At 45.1% G+C, this 20,727-nt stretch carries 19 protein-coding genes; 12 read left to right on the forward strand and 7 right to left on the reverse strand.

Features of this window, described 5'->3' with window-relative positions; translation table 11 throughout:
• Position 1: 1 nt before the first annotated feature.
• Positions 2–742 (reverse strand): ABC transporter substrate-binding protein, encoded by a 741-nt coding sequence (locus HQQ92_RS22045; protein WP_173248420.1) that lies wholly within the window; start codon positions 740–742, stop codon positions 2–4.
• 205 nt (positions 743–947) lie between these two features.
• Here HQQ92_RS22045 and HQQ92_RS22050 point away from each other — a divergent pair, with 205 nt between their 5' ends.
• A complete protein-coding gene (locus HQQ92_RS22050; RefSeq protein WP_105250735.1) occupies positions 948–1,607 on the forward strand; it encodes a 7-cyano-7-deazaguanine/7-aminomethyl-7-deazaguanine transporter in 660 nt (219 codons plus the stop codon).
• Positions 1,608–1,707: 100 nt separating this feature from the next.
• Entirely contained in the window at positions 1,708–2,166 is a 459-nt protein-coding gene (locus HQQ92_RS22055) for a GNAT family N-acetyltransferase (RefSeq protein WP_173248422.1), read from the forward strand.
• Positions 2,167–2,504: 338 nt separating this feature from the next.
• Here HQQ92_RS22055 and HQQ92_RS22060 read toward each other — a convergent pair whose 3' ends face one another.
• Together HQQ92_RS22060 and HQQ92_RS22065 are read right to left on the reverse strand one after the other, a co-directional pair.
• Entirely contained in the window at positions 2,505–4,658 is a 2,154-nt protein-coding gene (locus HQQ92_RS22060; protein ID WP_173248424.1) for a cache domain-containing protein, read from the reverse strand.
• A gap of 1 nt (position 4,659) precedes the next feature.
• Complete coding sequence (locus HQQ92_RS22065) at positions 4,660–6,042, reverse strand: sigma-54 dependent transcriptional regulator (protein ID WP_105250738.1); 1,383 nt, start codon at positions 6,040–6,042, stop codon at positions 4,660–4,662.
• A 284-nt stretch (positions 6,043–6,326) separates the two neighbouring features.
• Between HQQ92_RS22065 and HQQ92_RS22070 the strand changes: the two genes are divergently transcribed.
• From HQQ92_RS22070 to mutM, 8 genes are all read left to right on the forward strand, one after another.
• Complete coding sequence (locus HQQ92_RS22070; RefSeq protein ID WP_105250739.1) at positions 6,327–7,151, forward strand: substrate-binding domain-containing protein; 825 nt, start codon at positions 6,327–6,329, stop codon at positions 7,149–7,151.
• Positions 7,148–7,855 carry an ABC transporter permease gene (locus HQQ92_RS22075; protein ID WP_105250740.1) on the forward strand — a complete coding sequence of 236 codons (708 nt, stop codon included), beginning with the start codon at positions 7,148–7,150 and terminating at the stop codon, positions 7,853–7,855. Before HQQ92_RS22070 ends, HQQ92_RS22075 begins: the two co-directional genes overlap by 4 nt.
• Before the next feature lie 3 nt (positions 7,856–7,858).
• Complete coding sequence (locus HQQ92_RS22080) at positions 7,859–8,569, forward strand: ATP-binding cassette domain-containing protein (RefSeq protein ID WP_173248426.1); 711 nt, start codon at positions 7,859–7,861, stop codon at positions 8,567–8,569.
• A complete protein-coding gene (gene mobA, locus HQQ92_RS22085) occupies positions 8,553–9,143 on the forward strand; it encodes a molybdenum cofactor guanylyltransferase MobA (protein ID WP_113940167.1) in 591 nt (196 codons plus the stop codon). Before HQQ92_RS22080 ends, mobA begins: the two co-directional genes overlap by 17 nt.
• Positions 9,144–9,179: 36 nt before the next feature.
• Positions 9,180–10,991: a bifunctional molybdopterin-guanine dinucleotide biosynthesis adaptor protein MobB/molybdopterin molybdotransferase MoeA gene (locus tag HQQ92_RS22090; RefSeq protein WP_173248428.1), complete on the forward strand. Its 1,812-nt coding sequence runs from the start codon at positions 9,180–9,182 to the stop codon at positions 10,989–10,991.
• A 16-nt stretch (positions 10,992–11,007) separates the two neighbouring features.
• Complete coding sequence (gene moaA, locus HQQ92_RS22095; protein ID WP_173248430.1) at positions 11,008–11,991, forward strand: GTP 3',8-cyclase MoaA; 984 nt, start codon at positions 11,008–11,010, stop codon at positions 11,989–11,991.
• Positions 11,992–12,081: 90 nt separating this feature from the next.
• On the forward strand, positions 12,082–12,537 hold the full coding sequence (locus HQQ92_RS22100) for a hypothetical protein (protein ID WP_173248433.1): 456 nt from the start codon (positions 12,082–12,084) through the stop codon (positions 12,535–12,537).
• A 35-nt stretch (positions 12,538–12,572) separates the two neighbouring features.
• Positions 12,573–13,388 carry a bifunctional DNA-formamidopyrimidine glycosylase/DNA-(apurinic or apyrimidinic site) lyase gene (gene mutM / locus HQQ92_RS22105; RefSeq protein ID WP_071940241.1) on the forward strand — a complete coding sequence of 272 codons (816 nt, stop codon included), beginning with the start codon at positions 12,573–12,575 and terminating at the stop codon, positions 13,386–13,388.
• A 72-nt stretch (positions 13,389–13,460) separates the two neighbouring features.
• On the opposite strand, the gene HQQ92_RS22110 is transcribed toward mutM, so the two are convergent.
• Positions 13,461–14,936, reverse strand: a complete 1,476-nt coding sequence (locus tag HQQ92_RS22110) for a capsule assembly Wzi family protein (RefSeq protein WP_173248435.1) — start codon at positions 14,934–14,936, stop codon at positions 13,461–13,463.
• 90 nt (positions 14,937–15,026) lie between these two features.
• On the reverse strand, positions 15,027–15,518 hold the full coding sequence (gene coaD, locus HQQ92_RS22115) for a pantetheine-phosphate adenylyltransferase (RefSeq protein ID WP_105250747.1): 492 nt from the start codon (positions 15,516–15,518) through the stop codon (positions 15,027–15,029).
• A 282-nt stretch (positions 15,519–15,800) separates the two neighbouring features.
• Here coaD and HQQ92_RS22120 point away from each other — a divergent pair, with 282 nt between their 5' ends.
• Together HQQ92_RS22120 and HQQ92_RS22125 are read left to right on the forward strand one after the other, a co-directional pair.
• The gene (locus HQQ92_RS22120; RefSeq protein ID WP_173248437.1) at positions 15,801–16,871 is read left to right on the forward strand and encodes a glycosyltransferase; all 1,071 of its coding nucleotides are present in this window, start codon (positions 15,801–15,803) and stop codon (positions 16,869–16,871) included.
• 355 nt (positions 16,872–17,226) lie between these two features.
• Entirely contained in the window at positions 17,227–18,399 is a 1,173-nt protein-coding gene (locus HQQ92_RS22125) for a glycosyltransferase family 4 protein (protein WP_173248439.1), read from the forward strand.
• Positions 18,400–18,447: 48 nt separating this feature from the next.
• On the opposite strand, the gene HQQ92_RS22130 is transcribed toward HQQ92_RS22125, so the two are convergent.
• Positions 18,448–19,530 (reverse strand): CDP-glycerol glycerophosphotransferase family protein, encoded by a 1,083-nt coding sequence (locus HQQ92_RS22130; RefSeq protein WP_217272658.1) that lies wholly within the window; start codon positions 19,528–19,530, stop codon positions 18,448–18,450.
• Positions 19,531–19,554: 24 nt separating this feature from the next.
• Positions 19,555–20,640 carry a glycosyltransferase gene (locus tag HQQ92_RS22135; protein ID WP_173248443.1) on the reverse strand — a complete coding sequence of 362 codons (1,086 nt, stop codon included), beginning with the start codon at positions 20,638–20,640 and terminating at the stop codon, positions 19,555–19,557.
• Positions 20,641–20,727: the final 87 nt, after the last annotated feature.

The raw sequence follows: 20,727 nt of genomic DNA on the forward strand, positions 1-20,727 counted from the left end.
ACTATTCAGCGCCATCAGCCCTTCGTTTTTCAATCGTTTCAAGGTAAAGCCTGTCCTGTTCACCCGAATCGATTAAGCGCTTATGTGCAAGGTCAAAATGTTGTTTCAACATCTGGCCTTTCTCGGTGTTAGCGAAAACAAAATAGGTTTCGGCCTTGAGTACGCCTTGAATAATCACAAAATTTTGTGGCGCCTTTAATTTAGAAACAAACGTAAGCAAATTAGGTTTGTAATCTAGCACGGCATCTATACGTCCAGCATTTAAGCTATTGAGCATAGTCAGCATATCGCTACTTTCTTCGTAATACATAGGCACAGGTGTCAGCATATTGTATCTGTAGGCCAGCATGGCCTGAACCTTCTTGTGGGATAGGCTTTCAATACCAGTCCATCCTGCCGCCACCTCGGCAGTAACAGCCACATCGATAGAGTCCACTTCAACCATATTCTCTGTTAATAGCCCCTTTTTAATATCACCCTTGTAAACGCTGAGCGTGATATCGGTACGATTGTGCTCAACAAGATATAAACTGCGGGCAAAAGGCATAAACTGTACATTGAGTTGCCATTCTGGCTCAGGGAAAATCCGCTGAAGTAACTCGAAGTAGTAACCCGTTTTATCACGATTGGCAAATCCCTCCCAAGTTGACGTTGCGACATTGACCACTATCGGCTGAGCGGCGGAAACAGATACAGGTAACACAGCTAAAAATAAGCAAAAAGTAGCAAAAAATCGTCTCATGGCTATCCTCCTTCGACGTATTCAAAGTGTAGAAGAGTTTTCATTCTATGTGCACATTTAAACAGCAGACTTGCATCTTAAAACTCGACCACTATAATGGCGACCCGATTTCAGCACGCAGTCATCGGCAATAAAGTCGTAAACATAATAAATTGAATATTAGCGGGTTCCCTCACCCCGCCCTACACAACTAAAAAGGCCACATATGTTAATGTTAACCACAGCGCAGCTTCGCCGCGCTTTATTCCTATTAGTAGGATTTCACATACTGATTATTTGCGTCAGCAACTACTTAGTACAATTGCCATTTCAACTGTTTGGCTACCACACAACTTGGGGGGCATTCAGCTTTCCGTTCGTGTACTTAGCCACAGATCTCACTGTCCGTATTTTTGGCCAACAAGCCGCACGCAGCATCATACTCAAAGCTATGATTCCCGCTTTGATGATTTCCTACGTGATGGGAGTGATGTTCCATCAAGGTAGCTTTCAAGGTGCTGATTCACTTGCACAGTGGAATACCTTTGTGTTCCGAATTGCCTTTGCCAGCTTCGCGGCTTATTTGATTGGTCAGTTGATGGATATTAAGGTTTTTGCCCGTATTCGAGCCAGTCGCTCTTGGTGGGTCGCCCCAGCCGCCTCAACCTTAGTCGGAAATCTGGTCGATACTTTAGTCTTTTTTAGTATCGCCTTTTACGCCTCTTCCGATAGCTTTATGGCAGCCAATTGGCCCGAAATCGCTACAGTCGATTACGGCTTTAAGCTAATCGTGAGCTTAGGCCTTTTCCTACCGGCATACGGTGTTTTGCTAAAAGTCTTACAGGACAAGATTTTGCGAGCCAATCCGCAAGAATCAATTTCCTAATTAACCCAACTGGCCAGACCTGTTATAATTTAACCAGTTAATAGCTCAGCCCTGCTCCTGTTAACGCGCGAGTGGGGCTGATTTTTTATGAGAGTAAACTATGTATTCTATTGAAATTAAAGCAGAGTCAAGTTTGACTCCCGAGTTAGCCGCTCAGCTTATCCAACTTAGCCAACAAATCCCAGAGCTCGATCACCCACTCACAAACGAAGTGTTAGACCAGCGCTTACAGGGCAAGACATGTTTGATCTTAGTCGCATATGTAGAAGGTGAACTTGCGGGTTTTAAACTGGGTTACGAGCAAGAAGAAACCATATTTTACAGCTGGTTGGGTGGGGTAGCATCCGACTTTAGACGTTTAGGCTTAGCGCAGAGTCTACTCGAATATCAAGAAACTTGGGCACGCCGCCATGGCTATAATCATATTCAAGTGAAAACGATGAATCGTTTTCCTGCGATGCTTAATTTATTGATCTGTAATCAATATTTAATTACTGAACTGACAGCCGATCCTAAAAGCTTAGTCGATCATAAACTGTATCTGTGCAAGTCGATCTAAATCGTTAATGGATGAGAGCAAAACGATATTTGTAAAGATGTGCACTTTTTGCAATAAATAGCTTGCAAACACAATTGAGAATGATTATCGTTAGCGTGCGTTCCAAAACTCATCTTTAACAACGATGACTGGTAATCGACGTTGTTATGGAGCTCCTGAGTTTGCAAGCACGACATTGCTCACACACACTCTTTGTGGCCGGACTCATCATCCGGCTTTTTTTTGCCTAAAAATCAGTAATGCAAAGCCACATAATACAAAGCTAGCAATCGCTCGACATATTTTAATTCAAACGTAATCAGCCAAATACAACACAATGTTTATCTAACGGGATAAGACTAATCTGCAGACATATCGCTGTAGTTGCCCGCAAAGTGTAAGCCATCGTAGGGATTATTTTGCTGATCTTCCTTCGCTTCATGATACAAACCTATGGTAAATAAAGACCCTTTACCCAAAGTTGAACTCACTTCTATCGTGCCGCCAATTCGCTTGATAATGCCGTAACTGAGCGAAAGACCTAAACCAGTGCCATCCTTACGTGTGGTATAAAAAGGGTCGAAAATCCGTCCCAGCTGCTCTGGCGCTATCCCTGAGCCTTCATCTTCCACTTCGATTTTGACGCCAACCGGCATATCTTGCTGCACCCAGTCATAGGTTCGCACCCAAATACGTCCTTTACCGTCCATCGCATGCGCCGCATTCACTACAAGATTAATCAAGACTTGCAGCAACTGCGGACGATTAACCTGTACTGGACAACTGGCGTTCAACTCAGTGATCAGCACGACTTCTTGTTTTTGAATCGAATGTCGCACCAACACCAACATTTCTTCGATAATAGGAGTCATCGGATGCATTTCTAGTGGTGCGTTGAATTCGCCAGGTCGGCTGTATTGTAACAGGCTACGGATGATAGTGCTGATCCGCCCAACCTGTTGAATGACTAGATCAATTTCTTCTTTTACTACTTCAGCATTATCACCAAGTTCGTAGCGCAGTAATTCCATATTGCCAAGAATTACAGCAGTCGGATTATTGATTTCATGGGCGATACCTGCGGTCAATTCGCCAAGAGCTGTGAGCTTCTCGTTAGTGACGAGCTGTTGACGCGTTTCGTTTAGTAACGCCACGTTACGTTGCAGCTCTAAGGTTTTATCCTGCAGGCTGCGAGTACGCTCTTCAACCTTCATTTCAAGCTGTTCTGCCGCCGCTTGAATTTGGGCATTTCGACGCTGTAGCAAGTCAAGCATACTGTCAAATTGCTCGGCTAAGTTCGATAACTCATTATCCCGATCTAATCCTAAGGCGCCGATACGAATATTGCGCCCCGACTGCACAGCTTGTACAACATGGTGAATACGTTCAATTGGCTGCAATAAACTATAAGCACCGCGATAAACCAGCAGGCCAGAGACCAACAGCACTAACATTAGAATCGTGCCTAGCTCTATGATATTGAGTAAATAATTATGGATAAATGGCGATTCAGAAAAGCCGGTATAGATCATACCGACACGTTGGCCGCGAACATCTTCCAAGGGGGCATAAGCGGAAATAAACCAATCGTTAAATACGAAAGCGCGATCGACCCACTGCTCACCTTGAGTTAACACTTTGTCTTTCACTTCCTCCGATACTAAACTGCCAAGCGCGCGGCCCAGCGTCTCATTGCCTGTGGGATAAAAATGCAGCGGCACGTTGGTGGAAATACGGATGTTATCTAAGAAGATGGTCACAGTACCGATGGAACGCTCAGGCAAGGTGCCTTTGTCGTATACCAGATCACGAATGTGGTCGACAATTCGAGTATCGCGATTAAACAAGATCCCACCATCGAGATACCAAGTCACTTTGCCTTCCATATCAGGGACGGGCAATAAGCTACGGCTCAATAAACCACGTTCTTCAACGGTTTTAACGGGGCTCTGCGCCCGCAAGGTTGCAACTATCGGAATGCTCGCAGTGATAGCCAATTCGGGGTCGATACGTGCTAAACGCTCGGGCGGCAGCACCATCAAGCCGGAGTAAGGTAATAAACCGTCTAACTTAGGAAGGATTTGGCGTAAATCTGGGTCTGCGGCCGCTTCGGCAACACTGACTAAACGCAGATAATCGAGATTTAGCTGTTTTTTCTGTTCAAGGAGAAAAGCATCAATACTGGCTCGGTAGCTGACTTCGCCACTTAATTCTTTACCACTGAAAAGTGGCCTAAAGTCATTTTGAAAGGTCCAAGACGTCACCACACGTTCAAGTTGTTTTTCTTGGCGTACTTGCACTTGCTGCAAAGTGTTTTCGGCAACAGATAAGTCAGCTTTAACCTTCATAAACAGCTGCTTACCTGTATAACTGATGTTCCAGTAAATAGTGATAAACACTAAACTCACCAGTGTCAGTAGAATGGGCAGTAACGTCAGGATTAATATGCGATAGCGCACCTTGGCCTGCATTTGCTGCCAACTGACACCAAAAAAGTGAGTGAAGAATGACACCCTATGACTCCTGTTCGCCACTAAAATCAAACCACTCTTTATACTTGCGATCTAAGGTCTTACGCGAAACGCCTAAATCCCTCGCCGCGGCAGACTTATTGCCAGAATGTAAGTCCACAACGCTGGTCACATGGTGTTTTTCCACGTCTTTCAATGGCCAATCCAATGGATAACCCGATGTGGATAAAGACTCACTCTTCAGCTGTTGCTTCCAATATTCCGCAGGCGGTTTACCCAGCAAAATACAACGCTCAATCATGTTGCGCAGTTCACGAATGTTACCAGGCCACTCGTGTTGCTGTAGTTTCACCATATCTTCATGGCTCCACACGACTTCTCTTACCCCTAATTCAGCGGCAAGTTGGCGAGTGAAATGATGGGTTAACTCCACGACATCTTCGGGTCTATCACGTAATGGCGGGATTAAAATATCGAGCACATTCAGCCGATAATATAAATCTCGACGGAAATTCCCTGCATCCACTTCATCAATCAGAGTCCGGTTAGTGGCCGCGATCACTCGCACATCGATGTTCACTTCTTTCTCGCTGCCCACAGGACGAATTGCTTTTTGCTCTAATACTCGGAGTAAAGCCGTTTGCATTTTCAGTGGCATTTCGCCAATTTCATCGAGAAAAATCGTCCCGCCCGAGGCAAAACTGAATAAACCTTCACGATTGCCTTTCGCACCCGTAAAGGCACCGGCGGTATGGCCAAACAATTCACTTTCGAGCAGTTCAGGGGCGATAGAGCCACAGTTAACTGGGACAAAAGGTCCCTGACGTCCACTAAGTAAATGCAATTGTCGTGCGACTAATTCCTTACCCGTGCCCGACTCACCTTGGATCAAGACGACGGCATTGGTCGGCGCCACACGTTCGATGATATGTTTCACCGACTTCATGGCTTCACTGCTGCCAATAATGGTCGATGAATAACCGATTGAAACCTCACGACGCAGCATCAAGTTTTCACGTTTAAGCAAGCGACGTTCGATACAGCGATCGACCGCAGTCATCATCTGTTCGAGGTGGAAAGGTTTCATGATGAAGTCAGACGCACCAGCTCGTAGCGCGGTAATCGCGACTTCCATGTCAGCATAGCCGGTCATAAAAATGATGTCCGAACGACGCCCCTGCTCATCCAACGCTTCATGCCATTCGATACCCGAACGACCAGGCAGACGAATGTCGACAATAAGCAAATCGAAATGGCACCGGCTACGCAGCTGCTCCGCATCTTCGATACTGCCCGCCGTTTCGACTAAGGCAAATTTCTTCGAGAGTGCCTTATTTAAAAAACTCCGCATTCCGGGTTCATCATCAACAATCAGTACCGATACTGCCGATGGAAGAGGCTTGAGGTTATTATCTATCTGGCTCATATTGTCTGCTTCTGGACATTTTGACTCATTTGCGACCAATTCTAGCACTGAAAATAGATGAATAGGTCACTATGAACCATCAGAAGTTTGTCCTGAGACAATTTGTCTGTAGAGTATTTGTTAAGCTTGGGATCAAGCTCACAAATTAGGTTAAGCTGTGAAGAAAATGACCGCATTCTCAGCTTGGCATCTAACTTGCTTTCAACCGAACGTATTACAATTTACGAGACCTTCCACTCAGTAGGCATTTGAGTTGGAATCCTATTTTCCGCCAAGGAGTACCCATGCTAAACATGAAATCTCATATGAAGTCATTACTGGGACTGGTTGTTGCAGCCAGTATGTTCACTGTTTTACCCGCTCACTCGACTGAAATTATCAAGTTAGCCACCACCACCAGCACAGAAAACTCAGGCCTATTGAAAGAACTGTTACCTAAGTTCGAAAGTGAATCAGGCTACAAGGTTCAAGTCATCGCCACAGGTACAGGTAAAGCCCTGAAACTAGGTGAGCAAGGTGACGTGGATTTAGTCATGACTCACGCGCCTAGCGCCGAAGCTAAATTCGTAGCCGATGGTTTTGGTGTTGAGCCCCGTGGCATTATGGAAAATGATTTCGTAGTACTTGGCCCTAAAAACGACCCAGCAAAAATCCGTGACAGCAAAACAGCCGAAGAAGCTTTCGTTAAAATGGCAAAATCAGGCGTGCCTTTTATCTCTCGTGGTGACAATTCAGGCACTCACATCAAAGAGTTAGAAGTATGGAAAGCGGCAAATGTTACTCCTAACTTCAAAGGTTATACTTCAGTCGGTCAAGGCATGGGTAAAACCCTGCTGATGGCAAACGAAATGCAAGGTTACACTCTGTCTGACCGTGGTACTTTCGTGGCTTATAAAACTAAGCTCGATCTTGCCGTTGATTTCGATGGTGGTAAAACCTTAGCCAACCCATACCAAGTCATTCTCATCAACCCTGCTAAATACCCAGATCTGAACCACAAAGGCGCTAAAGCATTCAGCGACTGGTTGATCAGCAAAGAAGGTCAAAGCATGATCAACAACTTCAAAGTCGAAGGCGAGCAATTGTTCAAGGCAACTTATAGCGAATGAACGACGGCTGGCTAGCACTATTACAGCAGGCGTTAAGCCTGCTGTTTTCTTTAGACCCTGACGTTTGGTCCATCATTTCGATCTCGTTTTCGGTTTCTTTCGCGGCACTGCTGATCACGCTTGTTCCTTCCATGGTGCTCGGCTTTGTGTTGGCGTTTGCACCATTTCGCGGCAAATGGATAGTCACTAACTTAGTTCAAACTCTGCAATCAATCCCTACAGTGGTTATCGGTCTACTCGTGTATTTACTGCTAACGCGTAACGGTCCTCTGGGCGATCTAAAATGGTTATTTACCCAAGAAGGCATGATTCTCGGGCAAATGTTCATCTGTGCCCCCGTGCTAATTGCAATGAGCCAAGCCGCATTCACTAGCGTTGATCGCAGAGCTTGGGAAACCTCACGCACCTTAGGTGCCTCTTGGTGCCGTGCAGTGTGGACAGTATGCCGAGAACTGCGCATGCCCTTACTGCTGGCGATTGTCGCAGCGTTTAGTCGCATTCTGACCGAAGTCGGCTGCTCTATGATGGTCGGCGGCAATATTTTAAACGTGACCCGTAATATTCCTACCGCAATCGCACTTGAAACCAGCAAAGGTGACTTCGCCCAAGCTATCGCCCTCGGGCTAGTGCTGCTAATCTTGGCCTTGATCCTCAACTTTGCCTTAGGTAGTTTACGCGGCAAAGCCATGCCAAGGAGCCATTAAGCAATGACTAAGGTCAAACTGATCGCCCGTGACGTAGAAATGTCCTTTGGCGCGCGCCTGTTATTCAAAGCCGACGTATTATCGCTCTGCCAAGGAGATGTGATTTATCTGCAAGGCGACAATGGCACAGGCAAATCAACCTTGATGAAAATTCTGGCGGGCTTAATGCCACCAACCAAAGGCCATATTGAGGCTGTCGGTTTTGCCAAAAATGCTTGGTGGCGACGCAATCCATTGTTAGGTAAGGCCGTTTATCTGCACCAACATCCTTATTTGTTCGACGGCACAGTAGAATATAATCTCACCTATGGGCTGAATTTCAGCTCAGAAACAAAAGCCAAGGCTAAACAGCGGATTACTCAAGCAATTGAGATGGCGCAGCTAGGGTCGCTGCTGCACGAAAGGGCCAGTAATCTCTCTGGTGGCGAAAGACAGCGCCTCGCGATTGCGCGCGCTTGGATCCTACAACCTAAACTATTAATGCTCGATGAACCCACCTCCAATATGGACAAGGATTCCCAAGAGCTAGTATTAAAAATGATCCAACAACTCAAACACGAAGGCACAGGAATGTTACTGAGTAGCCATCAGAATTGCGCGCTAACCGCCATCTGCGAACAACAGTGGCACATAGAAGGTGAGCGCGTGATGACCTCTTATCAACAGCCTGAATCTTTGCCAGCACAGGAGCCTTTGTATGTCATCGCAAATTGATGCAGTTATTCTCGCCGGTGGTATGGCCCGTCGCATGGGTGGCGACGATAAAGGTCTTGTCGAATTAAACGGCGAAGCCATGATTAAGCACACAATAGATAGAATAAAACCTCAGGTTAAGGAGATCCTGATCAACGCAAATCGTAACCAAACACGTTATGCTGAGTTCGGTTTTAAGGTGATAAGTGACGAGCATAGTGGTTTCCTCGGACCTTTAGCGGGTATGATCACCGCTATGGGCCAAACAGATGCAGACTACTTATTGGTAGTGCCCTGCGACTGCCCACTCCTGCCACTTGACCTTGTTCCGCGTATGTTGGCAGCAATTGAAGCAGAAAAAGCCGAGATTGCTGTCGCCAGTGACGGTGAGTATGAACAACCCGTTGTTTTACTCTTAAAACCTAGCTTACGTGACTCGATGAAAGCGTTTCTTGAGGCGGGTGAGCGTAAAGTGGACTTTTGGTATATCAAACATCACTTCGTCGTAGCGTCATTCGCCGACCAGCCCAATGCTTTTGTGAATGTGAATACGCCAGAACAAAAACAACGACTAGCGATAGAAATCACCCAATAGCTAAAAAGGCTCCAATAACCCAAATTAGAGGTGCAAATGAGTAACCCCTTCGTCAATCCGCTCGCTATTCCCGTTCTCGGATTTTGTGCCTACAGTGGCACGGGGAAAACCACCTTACTCAAGCAATTGATCCCCGAATTAAATCAACGTGGCCTGCGTTTAGCCGTAATCAAACATGCCCACCATAATTTCGACGTAGATATTCCCGGCAAAGACAGTTACGAAATGCGCAAGGCTGGCGCGCGACAAATGCTGGTCGCCTCCCATGTACGCTGGGCGCTGATGACAGAAGATGCGCGCGATGGCGATCCTGAGTTAGTCCATTTACTCAAGCAAATCGAAGCCGACAAAGTCGATATCGTCCTCGTCGAAGGCTTTAAAAAACTTGCCTTACCTAAGATTGAATTGCACCGCGCCGCCCACGGCAAACCTTTTATCTACACCCAAGATGAGAATATCCTCGCCATCGCCTGTTGCGATGACACTCAGTTGCCAAACGACGCACTCCCGAGTGAGCTGCGCCGACTCGATCTCAACAATATCAGCCAGATTGCCGATTTTGTGATGGAGTACACCCAAAACTGGGAAGCGCCACTCCAATACCCCATTTCGGCCGTGGATGCCTGCGCCATAGGCGACAACAAAAACCTTACCGTCAGCCAAGGTTTAGCGCAGATTTTATCCCATGTATCACCTGTGGCAGAGATTGAAGACATTGAGTTAGATGCCTTAGATAACCGCGTACTGGCCAGCGACAGCATTTCTCCCGTCAACGTGCCACAACAGACCAATTCGGCGATGGATGGCTACGCCTTTGTCTATCAAGACCCAATGCCTATCACCTTAAAATTGGTGGGAGAGGTTCTTGCCGGTCATCAATATTCGGCCACGCTTAAAGTCGGCGAAACCGTGCGTATCATGACGGGCGCAACAGTGCCAGCAGGTGCTGATACAGTGCAGCCCCGAGAGCTTGCCAAGGAAGTCGATGGCATTGTTAGCTTTGAAGGCCGCATTCTTTCTGGCCAACACGTTCGCCTCGCAGGAGAAGATATTGCTCAAGGCCAAGTCGCACTCGCAAAAGCCACTCGCCTAAGCGCCGCCGAACAAGGTTTACTGGCCTCACTTGGACTCAATCACCTGAGTGTATATCGCCGCCCAACTGTTGCAGTATTCTCTACCGGCGATGAAGTGAGCCAGCCCGGTGAAGTACTCAAAGCTAACTGCATTTATGACTCAAACCGCTTTACCATCAAAGCGATGGCAAAACGTCTCGGTTGTGATGTTATCGATTTAGGCATTATCGAAGATTCTGAAGCCGCCCTTGAAGCAACTCTCGCTAAAGCCGCCAACCTTGCTGATGTCGTCATTAGCTCGGGTGGCGTGTCTGTCGGCGATGCGGACTACATTAAAACCGTGCTTGCACGCCTCGGCAAAATTGATTTCTGGCGGATTAGCATGCGTCCGGGTCGGCCACTCGCCTTTGGTAAAGTGAATGACAGCTTATTCTTCGGGCTACCTGGCAACCCAGTCGCAGTCATGGTGTCTTTCCTGCAATTTGTGCAGCCCGCTTTACGAAAATTAGCAGGTGAAGTAAATTGGCAAGCGCAGCTATTCCCTGCAATAAGTGATGAAACTCTACGAAGCCGTCAAGGCCGCACCGAATTTATTCGCGGGATTTATCAGCTTGGTAAAGATGGACGTCTGCACGTGAGTAGCACGGGCAACCAAGGTTCTGGGATGTTAAGTTCAATGGTTAAAGGGAATTGCCTCATCATCATAGGGGATGATGCAGAAGCCGTGAATGCAGGTGAAACTGTATTTATTCAACCCTTTGCGGATCTGCTTTAGGATCCAGTGAGTTTTTATGAGTCTAATTGTGGATTCCTTTGGCCGTAAGGTCGAATATTTACGGCTCTCGGTCACCGACCGCTGCGACTTTCGCTGTGTTTATTGCATGACGGAAGATCCCTGTTTTCTGCCAAAGGACCACGTACTCCACCTCGAAGAATTAGCTTGGATTGCCCAAGCCTTTACCGAGCTTGGTGTGACTAAAATTCGCCTGACCGGCGGTGAGCCCTTAGTTCGCACCGATTGCGACCAGCTAGTGGGTCTGCTTGGTAAACTGCCTGGGCTGACGGATTTATCCATGACCACTAATGGTTCAAGGCTGACAAAATTCGCTAAACCCATGTTTGATGCAGGATTAAAGCGCCTCAATATCAGCCTAGATACCTTAAACCCCACACTGTTTACTCAGCTAACGCGTAACGGCAAATTAGACAGAGTCATCGATGGTATTGATGCGGCTATTGCGGCGGGATTTGAACGTATCAAGATTAATGCGGTGATTTTAAAACAGCAGAACGATAATGAAGTTATTGATTTAGTTGACTTCTGTCGTGGCCGTAACTTAGACATCGCCTTTATCGAAGAAATGCCGCTTGGCGAAATGGATGAGCGGAAACGCGCCCGTCATTGCAGTAGCGATGAAGTAAAAGCCATCATTAATAGTCACTATCCGCTACAGCTTTCCAACAAACGTACCGGCGGCCCAGCACGTTATTACACTATGGCCGGCAGCCCAATCCATATCGGCTTTATCTCGCCCCACAGCCACAACTTCTGCCACGAATGTAATCGCGTGCGCGTCACAGTCGAAGGCCAATTATTGCTGTGTTTAGGCAATGAACATGCCGTTGATCTCAAAAGCATAGTCCGGGAATTTCCGGCTGATATTGAAAGATTAAAAGTCGCTATTCTCGCGGGAATTAATCTCAAACCTAAGCAGCACGACTTTGGCAATAATCAGGTACAAATCCTACGCTTTATGAACGCCACAGGCGGTTAAGCATCACCACTCCATCGCTTAAGGGCTAGCATCTCAATTTGGCCGTGATAAACTCGAAGCCTCACCCCATACTTAGCGTCACACATTTCTATGGCATTAACTCGTAAGCAATGGAATAACATCATCATAATCGCCTGCGCCTTTATGGTCGCCGTGCTGACGTTTATGGATAACAAAACCAATAATGTTCCGAGTGATGCTCAGCGACTGTTTGACGATAACGCACCGCTTTCACAGCTGCAACTCGACGGGTTATGGCTGCACAAGCAAGCATCACAATGGGAGTGCGACACTACAGTCCTCAACTGTGATGAATGGGCAAAGGCGTGGCAAACCATACGGGTATCCCCCTTAACCGCCGCGCCAGAAACCACGGATAATCCGCAAGAATTAGTCATCCAGATTGCAGATATCCGCGATGCTCAACTGTGGATCTATTTTCCCAATGAAGGCGCCTTAAAGTCTCCGGCAGGTAATTGGTATTTAGTGCCTCCGAGTTTACGAGCTAAACTGCAACCGATCCTCGATGCGAAACCCGCAGCTTAATGCCGCCCCATTTTACTTAAGATAAGAAAGAATCCATGCCGGAATTACCAGAAGTTGAAGTCACCCGTCAGGGTATTGCACCCTTCCTTGTCGAGCAAACCGTAGTTGATCTTGTGATCCGCAATGGCTCGTTGCGCTGGCCAGTGCCTGACATAGCCAAACAGATTATCGGCCAAGTTATACGCCAAGTGCGACGCCGTGCTAAGTATCTATTAATCGACACTGACGCGGGCACTAGCATAGTGCATTTAGGCATGTCGGGAAGTTTACGGATTTTGCCCCACGATACCCCAGTGGAAAAGCATGACCATATCGACTTAGTGCTCGCCAACGGCCGCATTTTACGTTTTAACGATCCAAGACGATTCGGTGCTTGGCTATGGTGTGAACTCCCAGAAGAAGCGCATCCATTACTCGCCAAACTGGGGCCAGAGCCACTGACCCATGCCTTTAATGTCGCACAATTAGCGGCAGCTTTAGCGGGCAAGAAAAAGGCCATCAAACTCTGCCTGATGGATAATCATATAGTGGTGGGAGTGGGTAATATTTACGCCAATGAAGCCCTGTTTGCCGCAGGCATTCATCCAGAGGCCGAAGCAGGTAAAATCGATATCGAGCGTTTGACCGTTTTAGTTGCCGAAGTGAAGCAAATCTTAGCCCACGCCATTAAACAAGGCGGCACTACGCTGAAAGACTTCACCAATGCCGATGGCAAGCCGGGCTACTTCGCCCAAAAACTGCATGTCTATGGTCGCGGCGGTGAAACCTGCACAAGCTGCGGTAACCTACTGAGTGAGATCCGTTTAGGCCAGCGCACCACAGTATTTTGTGGCATTTGCCAAACACGCTAACATTGCGTTATTTATAAGCCAAAATGCCAAGCAAGTGCTTGGCATTTTTCGTTATTTAATCAATTATATCTGTCAAAAACGATACTCAAAACTGCTAAATAGCGTGGCATTGGTATCATTTTCTTGAACTTCAAACTCCGATCTCGATACTGTTCCACCTAAGCTCCACATGCCTTTCCACACAGGCATACGGTAAGAAAGCTCCAGCATCAATAAATCTTCTTTTGGCGGTTGTGGCGCCCAAGTGTTTGCCACATTGGAGCCATCTTTATTCAGCTTCGCATAACGCAGCAACGAGGTAAAACCACGGCTGTTATTAAACTGGCCAACTAATCCAACCACAAACACTTGTGCATCACTATCATAGGTAGAACCCAAAGCACGACCATAGTAGCGAGCACCACTCAGATAGACAGGATCCTCATAGAAACAATTGGCACTATCACCATCGCATTTTACATAGGTGTCCGAATATTCCATGAACAACTTAAACTGCTTACCCGATGTGCCCAAATGGGTATCAATACCCCAAAGTGAGCCGCAGTCACTACCATTTTCACAACTATGTTCGAGATATAATCCAACGGGGATATCCTGCAAAGTATCGGCATAACGCATATCAATACTTTGAGTTCTATGGCCTGTATCGCGGCGCTCATTCGGCGCACAATCATTTGTACCATCGATACAAACAGCATTACTCGCAACCGAATCCCACCAAGAGTCAAAGTTACAATCTTGACCCTCACCACAAAATAAAGTCGACCAAGACAATCCCACTTCTAACTGTTTAATCGGTCTTGCACTTAAGCGCATATCCCACTCAGCCGTCTTAGGCACAGCACGATCCACTTCAGTTAAGCTAAATCCAGTTTTAAAGGTCCAAGGGCCAATCCAAGATAACCAAGGTGTTTCAAAAGCCGCGGCATTGTTACGGCTCAAGGTTAACGATGACATAGGGCGGGCGTTATTAGAACGATGTATAGCCGAGTCAAACCCCGGTCCCCACCACTGCTCAACCGCGCCTAAGGTTGCGATCCAATTGCCAAAAATGATGGCAAAATAAGACTCATCAAGGCGGAAATTTTTATTATCTTGCGGATCATAGGTTTCTGCCACTGTCGCCTTATAAGCAACACGCGATCCTAAATACTCGTAGGAGCCCAGCACTTCACCTTTCTCGCGATAGTCAGAACCATAATGTTGAAAGCGAGCAGGATCAGATGCTGCCGATACTTTTACCCGTGCATTACCACGATTATCGACAGCATTTTGATAATAAAAATTAACCCGTGCAAAGGCTTGTACTAAAGAGGGAGAAAGCAGCTCAGGCTCAATTTTCGCTAAATCACCACCAATGCCTGACCACATCAATGGATAAGTATTCACTGGCACAGTGATCACACCCGCATCAGCAAGTGCTTGAATGTCAGCTCTAAGATAAATATCAGAGGCATCGACCCAAGGTGCAGCAGCAAGCATTGAAGAAAAAAACAGGCCAGAGGCAATGCTAGTAGCAAGGATCGTGGGGGAAAAAAAAGCCTTCATAACATCCTTTTAAGTATCATCACAAGGCAACAATGCCTCAAAGTTAACACAAAACTCCTACGTAAAAACTATCTAGTTCGCAGGTAAAATCTAAGGTTTAACCAACTTAAGCTTTGCCGCCAATGCAGCAGTTACTTCAGGGTGAACAAACTGGCTCACATCGCCACCATGCAAAGCGACTTCCTTTACTAAGGTTGAAGAGATAAATGAGTTTTCCTCGGCAGGCGTTAAAAACACGCTTTCCAGATCAGGGCTCAATCTGCGATTCATATTTGCTAATTGGAATTCATATTCAAAGTCGGATACCGCGCGTAACCCACGCACAAGTACACTGGCCTTTTGCTCCTTGGCAAAATCCACTAGCAACCCCGAAAACCCCACCACCTCGACATTATCCAAATGAGCAGTCACCCGATTGACCAATTCAACTCGCTCTTCAAGGGTGAATCTAGGCTGCTTGGAAGGATTAGCCGCAATGCCAATCACCACATGTTTAAACAGTTTAGCCGCACGCTCAATCAAGTCGGCATGACCATTGGTGATAGGATCAAAAGTTCCCGGATAAATAGCTCTTGTATGCACTTTGCTGACTCAACTCACATGGATGCCAAAAATCATTGCTCGCCAGTCTACTCGTTTTAGCAAAGCGAGTGAATAATCGCAGCAAAAACGACTTTAAATACCGATAAAAAACTTAAAAATAAGCAAGAACGCTATTGATTAAGCCCATGTAAAGGCACGAACAGGTATAATGTTGCACGAAATTAAAACCGACCACATACAATGTTGCTCCCCTATTTAACGATATACACTGAGCAGTGTTAGGTTTAAAAACGACGTTTGAAGACACGCAGAAGAGCATATATGAAGAAAATCGCGATTTTTTGCCATAACTTTTTCTCCAACGGCACAGTGAAAGTCGCTTTGTCGCAGGCAGAAGTGTTACAGGAAGCAGGACAAGATGTGCATTTGTTTGTGTTTCACAGGGAAGGCGATTTTATACCTCCGCAAAATGTGACCATTCATTATCTGTTTGAAGCGGGTCAAAAACCTTTGCTACAGGAGCAGATACAACAACTCAAAGCTAAAGTGAGCGCCGCCGAAAAAACGGGCAAGTTTTCACTCTTTCTCAGTAATTCAACTGACTGCGATGTTGTTGTTTCCGGCTGTCATTTCGATCCTTGCTACTACTTCTGTCATTGTGCGTTAAAACAAGAGTTATTGATGGAGTTAAAACGCGGTCCAGTACACTTCTGGCGCAGATGGAAAAAAGCCAAGGCCCTGATCGGCAAAAAAATCATCACAGTCTCAAATGGTATTGCCGACGAACTCAGAGCCACGTCTTGGTTAAAACCCCAGAGCGTGCAAACCATCTACAACCCTTTTCGCTTAGAAGAAATAAAAATTAAGACTCAAGAAGTCATCGCCGAAATTCCCAATGAGCCTTATATGATCCATGTGGGTAGAGTCACTCGTCAAAAGCGCCATGACATTCTCTTCAAAGCATTGAGGGATATGCCGACAGCACCTAAACTCGTGCTTCTCTGTAATCGACCAAATAAAGCGCGTAAATTAGCCAAAAAATACGGTGTTGAGCACCGAATTATCACACCCGGGTTTCAACATAATCCCTATGCTTGGATTGCCAACGCAGAATTAATGCTACTGAGCTCAGATTTTGAAGGCTTACCAACGGTAGTCATTGAGTCATTGGCCTGTGGCACCCCCGTCGTAAGCACTGACTGCCCTCACGGCCCGAATGAAATCCTTACCGGACATTTAGCTAATTATTTGGTTCCCGTTCGCCAACCTGCATTGTTGGCACAAAAGGCTCTGGAATGTCTGGCATCGCCTCCATCGCTTGAAGACCTTGCTATTCTTAAAGCCGTAGATAGTCAAAATATTGCAAAGCAATATTTGAACTTAGCCGAATAAATATCTTTAATACGGTAAAAAGTAGAAACTCTATTGAATATAAGTAGAGTTTCTACTTAACCTCCAACACCCGTTACACTCTGATACAGTATGAAAGCTCGTTTTAATTGGATTAAAAAAACAAGACGTTAACAAATGCATCAAACAAAGAGTAATAACACACAGAAATACAATACATTTAGCCTGTATAATTACTATTATTGAACATCGATAAAACAGTTTATTATAAGGTTAACCATTCTGTATTTATGAATAAATAAATTCATTGATAGTCTATTTGAAAAATATCAAAATACTTCCCATCAAATAATTCTGCCTAAGTAGAATTAGCAATAAATGATTTTTTGGGGTAGTAATGAGTAAGCTTAAAGTGGCTTTATTAGTTGATGAGTACTTTGGTGGTACAGGCACAGTGTATGGTGGATACGGTTTTCTAGCACGCCACTTAATCGCCAAACACTTACCCAACGAAAATATTGAAGTAGAAGTGCTGATAAAAAAAGACTGCAGCAAGCAAAGATTAATACCTCGTCGCTATATGATCGATGGCATTAAAGTTTATCGCTTAGCTGCTAAGTTTATGGATTTCCTTAATATTAGGTTTCTGAAAAAGAAGAATTACGATATATTTCTGTCAATAGAAATGACAACCCACTCATATCGTATTCTAAAAACTATCCCCAATATTGATAAAAAACTCCTATTTTGGGTTCAAGATCCAAGACCTGATTATGAATGGGATGAAATAAATACCGTAAAACTTTTCCCTGAGAAAAGTTATTGGGACAGTAATATTTATCAGTTTGTTCATGACCTTTGGGCGGCAGGGAAAGTCTCATTTATTTCTCAGGCACGCTTTTTAGATCGTAAAGCCAGGGACCTCTACAATCTCGACAACAAGACAGAAATCAAATATTTACCCAATCCTATCGAGATCGATCATAATTTCGATGTAGAAGCACACCCGAAGAAAAATCACATTATCTTTCTGGGACGAATTGAGTCAGTCAAACGTGGTTGGTTATTTTGCGAGATAGCTAAACTGATGCCTGAATATGAATTTTTCATGCTAGGTCAGTCATTTAGGCAGTCAAAGAAAAATCAGTCCATCATGAATGACTACCTAAATATTCCCAACCTACATTTTGTAGGGCATGTAGAAGGCGATCGAAAAAACCAGCTAATCAAAGATGCTAAAATTTTAGTCAACACTTCAATTCACGAAGCTCTACCTATTTCTTTCTTAGAAGCGTTATCTTATGGCACCCTTCTCGTCAGTTGCCGTGACCCCGACGAGCTGACGAGTCAATTTGGCGTATTTACAGGTACAGTGCTCGGAGATGGTTTTGATAAAGTCGATTTATTTGTCGATGGTATACGCCATCTGATGGAAAACGAACAACTAAGACAAGAACTCGCGGTTAAGGCAGTTGACTACATCAAAGCCAACCACAGTATTGAAGATTTCCAGAAAAATATGCAAGAAATCATCTTTAAACTGGTTGAAGAAACGAAAATGCAAGGCTAACAAAATGGGCCGATATTGAAATATCGGCCCATAAGTAACGACAACTAGCTAAAACAACTTCCAATAACCTAGCTTGCGCCGCATCTTAAAATGGCGCAATAGGTTCAATGGTTTAGGTTTTAGCCAATCAGTGCCTTTATCAATCAAAGCATCTGTTGCGGCTAAAACTCGCTGGCTAGATTGACCATCGCCCGTAGGGTGAATTTGATTGCAATAATCATGGATGTGCGCCATCAAATCATCAGGACGACTCAGTGCTCGCGTTAATGCAGATTCAATATCCTCAACCCGACTGATATCGATTAAATGATCTTTCGGTGACTGATTTTTAAAGGTCACCACTGGTTTTCGCTGCATTAAAAACATCAACAGAATCGATGAAGTGTCACACAACATCACATCCCCCGCCTGCAGCAAAGGGATCACATTATCAGTTTCAACAAACTGTAAATTCTCGTTTTCTAAAGCCTTGTACTGCTCAACAATCTTAGGATTCATCTTTGGATGAAATTGCACTAACCAGCGCCATTGGCTCTTTTGCGACAGGGCTTTAATCTGCTCAAATACTACAGGTGCGCAGGTCAAACTTGGGGAAAATGTTGAGCAAAAGAGTACTACTGGCCTTGTGTCATCAGCTTTGATATAGGGATTATCTTTATTCTCAAGAAATAGGGGGTCGAGCGCAGGCCATCCCGTTTCAACTACAGTAAAAGTACCAAACTTTTTCTCTAGTTTCAGAAAAGGCAGAGTCGTCGCAGGGCCTTGGGTACAATACAAATCAAAACAATCTCTGATTTCGAAGTGATCTTCTCGGCCCTTATGGTTCATTTTACCCGCATTAAATCCATGGAATACGCCCACTTTAACCCCAGGAATAAAATGAGGGACAACGTTCCCAGGCACGAATACCGCATCTGGTTTCCACGCTTTCACAGCATCGATGCTCTGCAAGCGCAGTTCATCGGTTTTTAAAAACTTAGGATCGACCTCATTTCCCTCTAAGAACCAGCTAACCTCATCACCTCTTTCCAAAATGACTTGTTGAAGTGGCCTTAACATCGCATAGGAATAGTTTTGCGCTATGTAAAATAAATAACGTCTTTTGGCTTGTTTGGCTTCTTCCACAAGCATGCTCCTAAAACACAAACGAATAAATTATTTTGCCAACGCTAAATATTGTTCGGCAATTAAGGTCGCATCGACTTTGGCCAAAATCTCAACCTGCTCGAGGGATGGCGGCAAGCTAACAACCTCGTCTATCATTTTAGCTAACGCTTTGGGATCACGACGCGGCACGAGATAAGGCACTAAATTTCCGGTTAAAATCTCACTGGGTCCATGTGGGCAATCAGTGCTCACAACAGGAGTCCCACAAGCTAAAGATTCAATCAAGACTGTCGGTAAACCTTCAAAATCAGAGCTGAGCACTAATGCCTTAGCCTGCTTAATCCATGGAAAAGGATTACTTTGAAAACCGGGAATAATTAATCGCTTTTCAATACCAAACTTTTTCGCTGCTTTTATCGCTTTTTTGTGGTTATGACACAAGAGAACGACAGGAAGTTGATTTTGCGTGAGCTTGAGGGCTTCAAACAACACATCATGGCGCTTTTGCTTAGCAAAGCGACCGACGTGAATAAGATAATCTCCCTGAGGGATTTGTGGATTATCTTGCTGTGATTGAAATGTGATTTCGTTAAATTCAAATGGATTATAGATAGTTTGCATAGATGCTGGATGCAAACGACCTTTATCTTTAATCTCCTTTGCTATGCCATTTGAGACGGTAATCAAATGCTGGCCATTGAGCGCTTTTTTGGATTTTAGCTTCTTGAAATAAGCAAACGGTCCCAGTTTAAATTGGCGGCTCAACTCTTCTTCTACAGAGGAATGGACTATGACATAAAGCGGTGAAACACCGGTTTTGGTCATCATTAAATTGGTTTTATCTAAATTTGATAAAAACAAATCAAACTTGCCCACTTGAGATTCAATTTCCGCGATTTTTGCGCTGAGTTTGTTAACCGAAGCATTCAATCGCCCAAAATGGTCGAAATCTTTATCCTTAGGGGCAAAACATTGATGAATGGGTAAGTCATCTGGGATTTCATAATAGCGATTATCTTCCATGACTAAAAAATGCGGCTCATGCCCTAAGCGAATAAATTGCTTGGCTAAGGTAATCATGACCTTTTCGGCTCCGCCACCCGCTAAACTGTCAATGGCAATGGCTATCCGCATGATTTATCTCCTAAACGATATTCTGAATACAAACCGCTAACGCAGCGATACATCAAGAGTGCTGAACAAGAATGCTGATACTAACAA

It is taken from the genome of Shewanella sp. DC2-4 (genome assembly GCF_013248875.1).
GTDB classification, from domain to species: Bacteria; Pseudomonadota; Gammaproteobacteria; order Enterobacterales; family Shewanellaceae; genus Shewanella; species Shewanella oncorhynchi.

Bases quoted from the DNA above. Each gene is read 5' to 3' on its own strand.
- HQQ92_RS22125 (WP_173248439.1), top strand. From the start codon at position 17,227: ATGAGTAAGCTTAAAGTGGCTTTATTAGTTGATGAGTACTTTGGTGGT.
- HQQ92_RS22130 (WP_217272658.1), bottom strand. From the start codon at position 19,530: ATGCTTGTGGAAGAAGCCAAACAAGCCAAAAGACGTTATTTATTTTAC.
- mobA (WP_113940167.1), top strand. From the start codon at position 8,553: ATGTCATCGCAAATTGATGCAGTTATTCTCGCCGGTGGTATGGCCCGT.
- HQQ92_RS22070 (WP_105250739.1), top strand. From the start codon at position 6,327: ATGCTAAACATGAAATCTCATATGAAGTCATTACTGGGACTGGTTGTT.
- HQQ92_RS22065 (WP_105250738.1), bottom strand. From the start codon at position 6,042: ATGAGCCAGATAGATAATAACCTCAAGCCTCTTCCATCGGCAGTATCG.
- HQQ92_RS22090 (WP_173248428.1), top strand. From the start codon at position 9,180: ATGAGTAACCCCTTCGTCAATCCGCTCGCTATTCCCGTTCTCGGATTT.
- HQQ92_RS22135 (WP_173248443.1), bottom strand. From the start codon at position 20,640: ATGCGGATAGCCATTGCCATTGACAGTTTAGCGGGTGGCGGAGCCGAA.
- moaA (WP_173248430.1), top strand. From the start codon at position 11,008: ATGAGTCTAATTGTGGATTCCTTTGGCCGTAAGGTCGAATATTTACGG.
- HQQ92_RS22100 (WP_173248433.1), top strand. From the start codon at position 12,082: ATGGCATTAACTCGTAAGCAATGGAATAACATCATCATAATCGCCTGC.
- mutM (WP_071940241.1), top strand. From the start codon at position 12,573: ATGCCGGAATTACCAGAAGTTGAAGTCACCCGTCAGGGTATTGCACCC.
- HQQ92_RS22055 (WP_173248422.1), top strand. From the start codon at position 1,708: ATGTATTCTATTGAAATTAAAGCAGAGTCAAGTTTGACTCCCGAGTTA.
- HQQ92_RS22110 (WP_173248435.1), bottom strand. From the start codon at position 14,936: ATGAAGGCTTTTTTTTCCCCCACGATCCTTGCTACTAGCATTGCCTCT.
- HQQ92_RS22120 (WP_173248437.1), top strand. From the start codon at position 15,801: ATGAAGAAAATCGCGATTTTTTGCCATAACTTTTTCTCCAACGGCACA.
- HQQ92_RS22050 (WP_105250735.1), top strand. From the start codon at position 948: ATGTTAATGTTAACCACAGCGCAGCTTCGCCGCGCTTTATTCCTATTA.
- HQQ92_RS22080 (WP_173248426.1), top strand. From the start codon at position 7,859: ATGACTAAGGTCAAACTGATCGCCCGTGACGTAGAAATGTCCTTTGGC.
- HQQ92_RS22075 (WP_105250740.1), top strand. From the start codon at position 7,148: ATGAACGACGGCTGGCTAGCACTATTACAGCAGGCGTTAAGCCTGCTG.
- HQQ92_RS22045 (WP_173248420.1), bottom strand. From the start codon at position 742: ATGAGACGATTTTTTGCTACTTTTTGCTTATTTTTAGCTGTGTTACCT.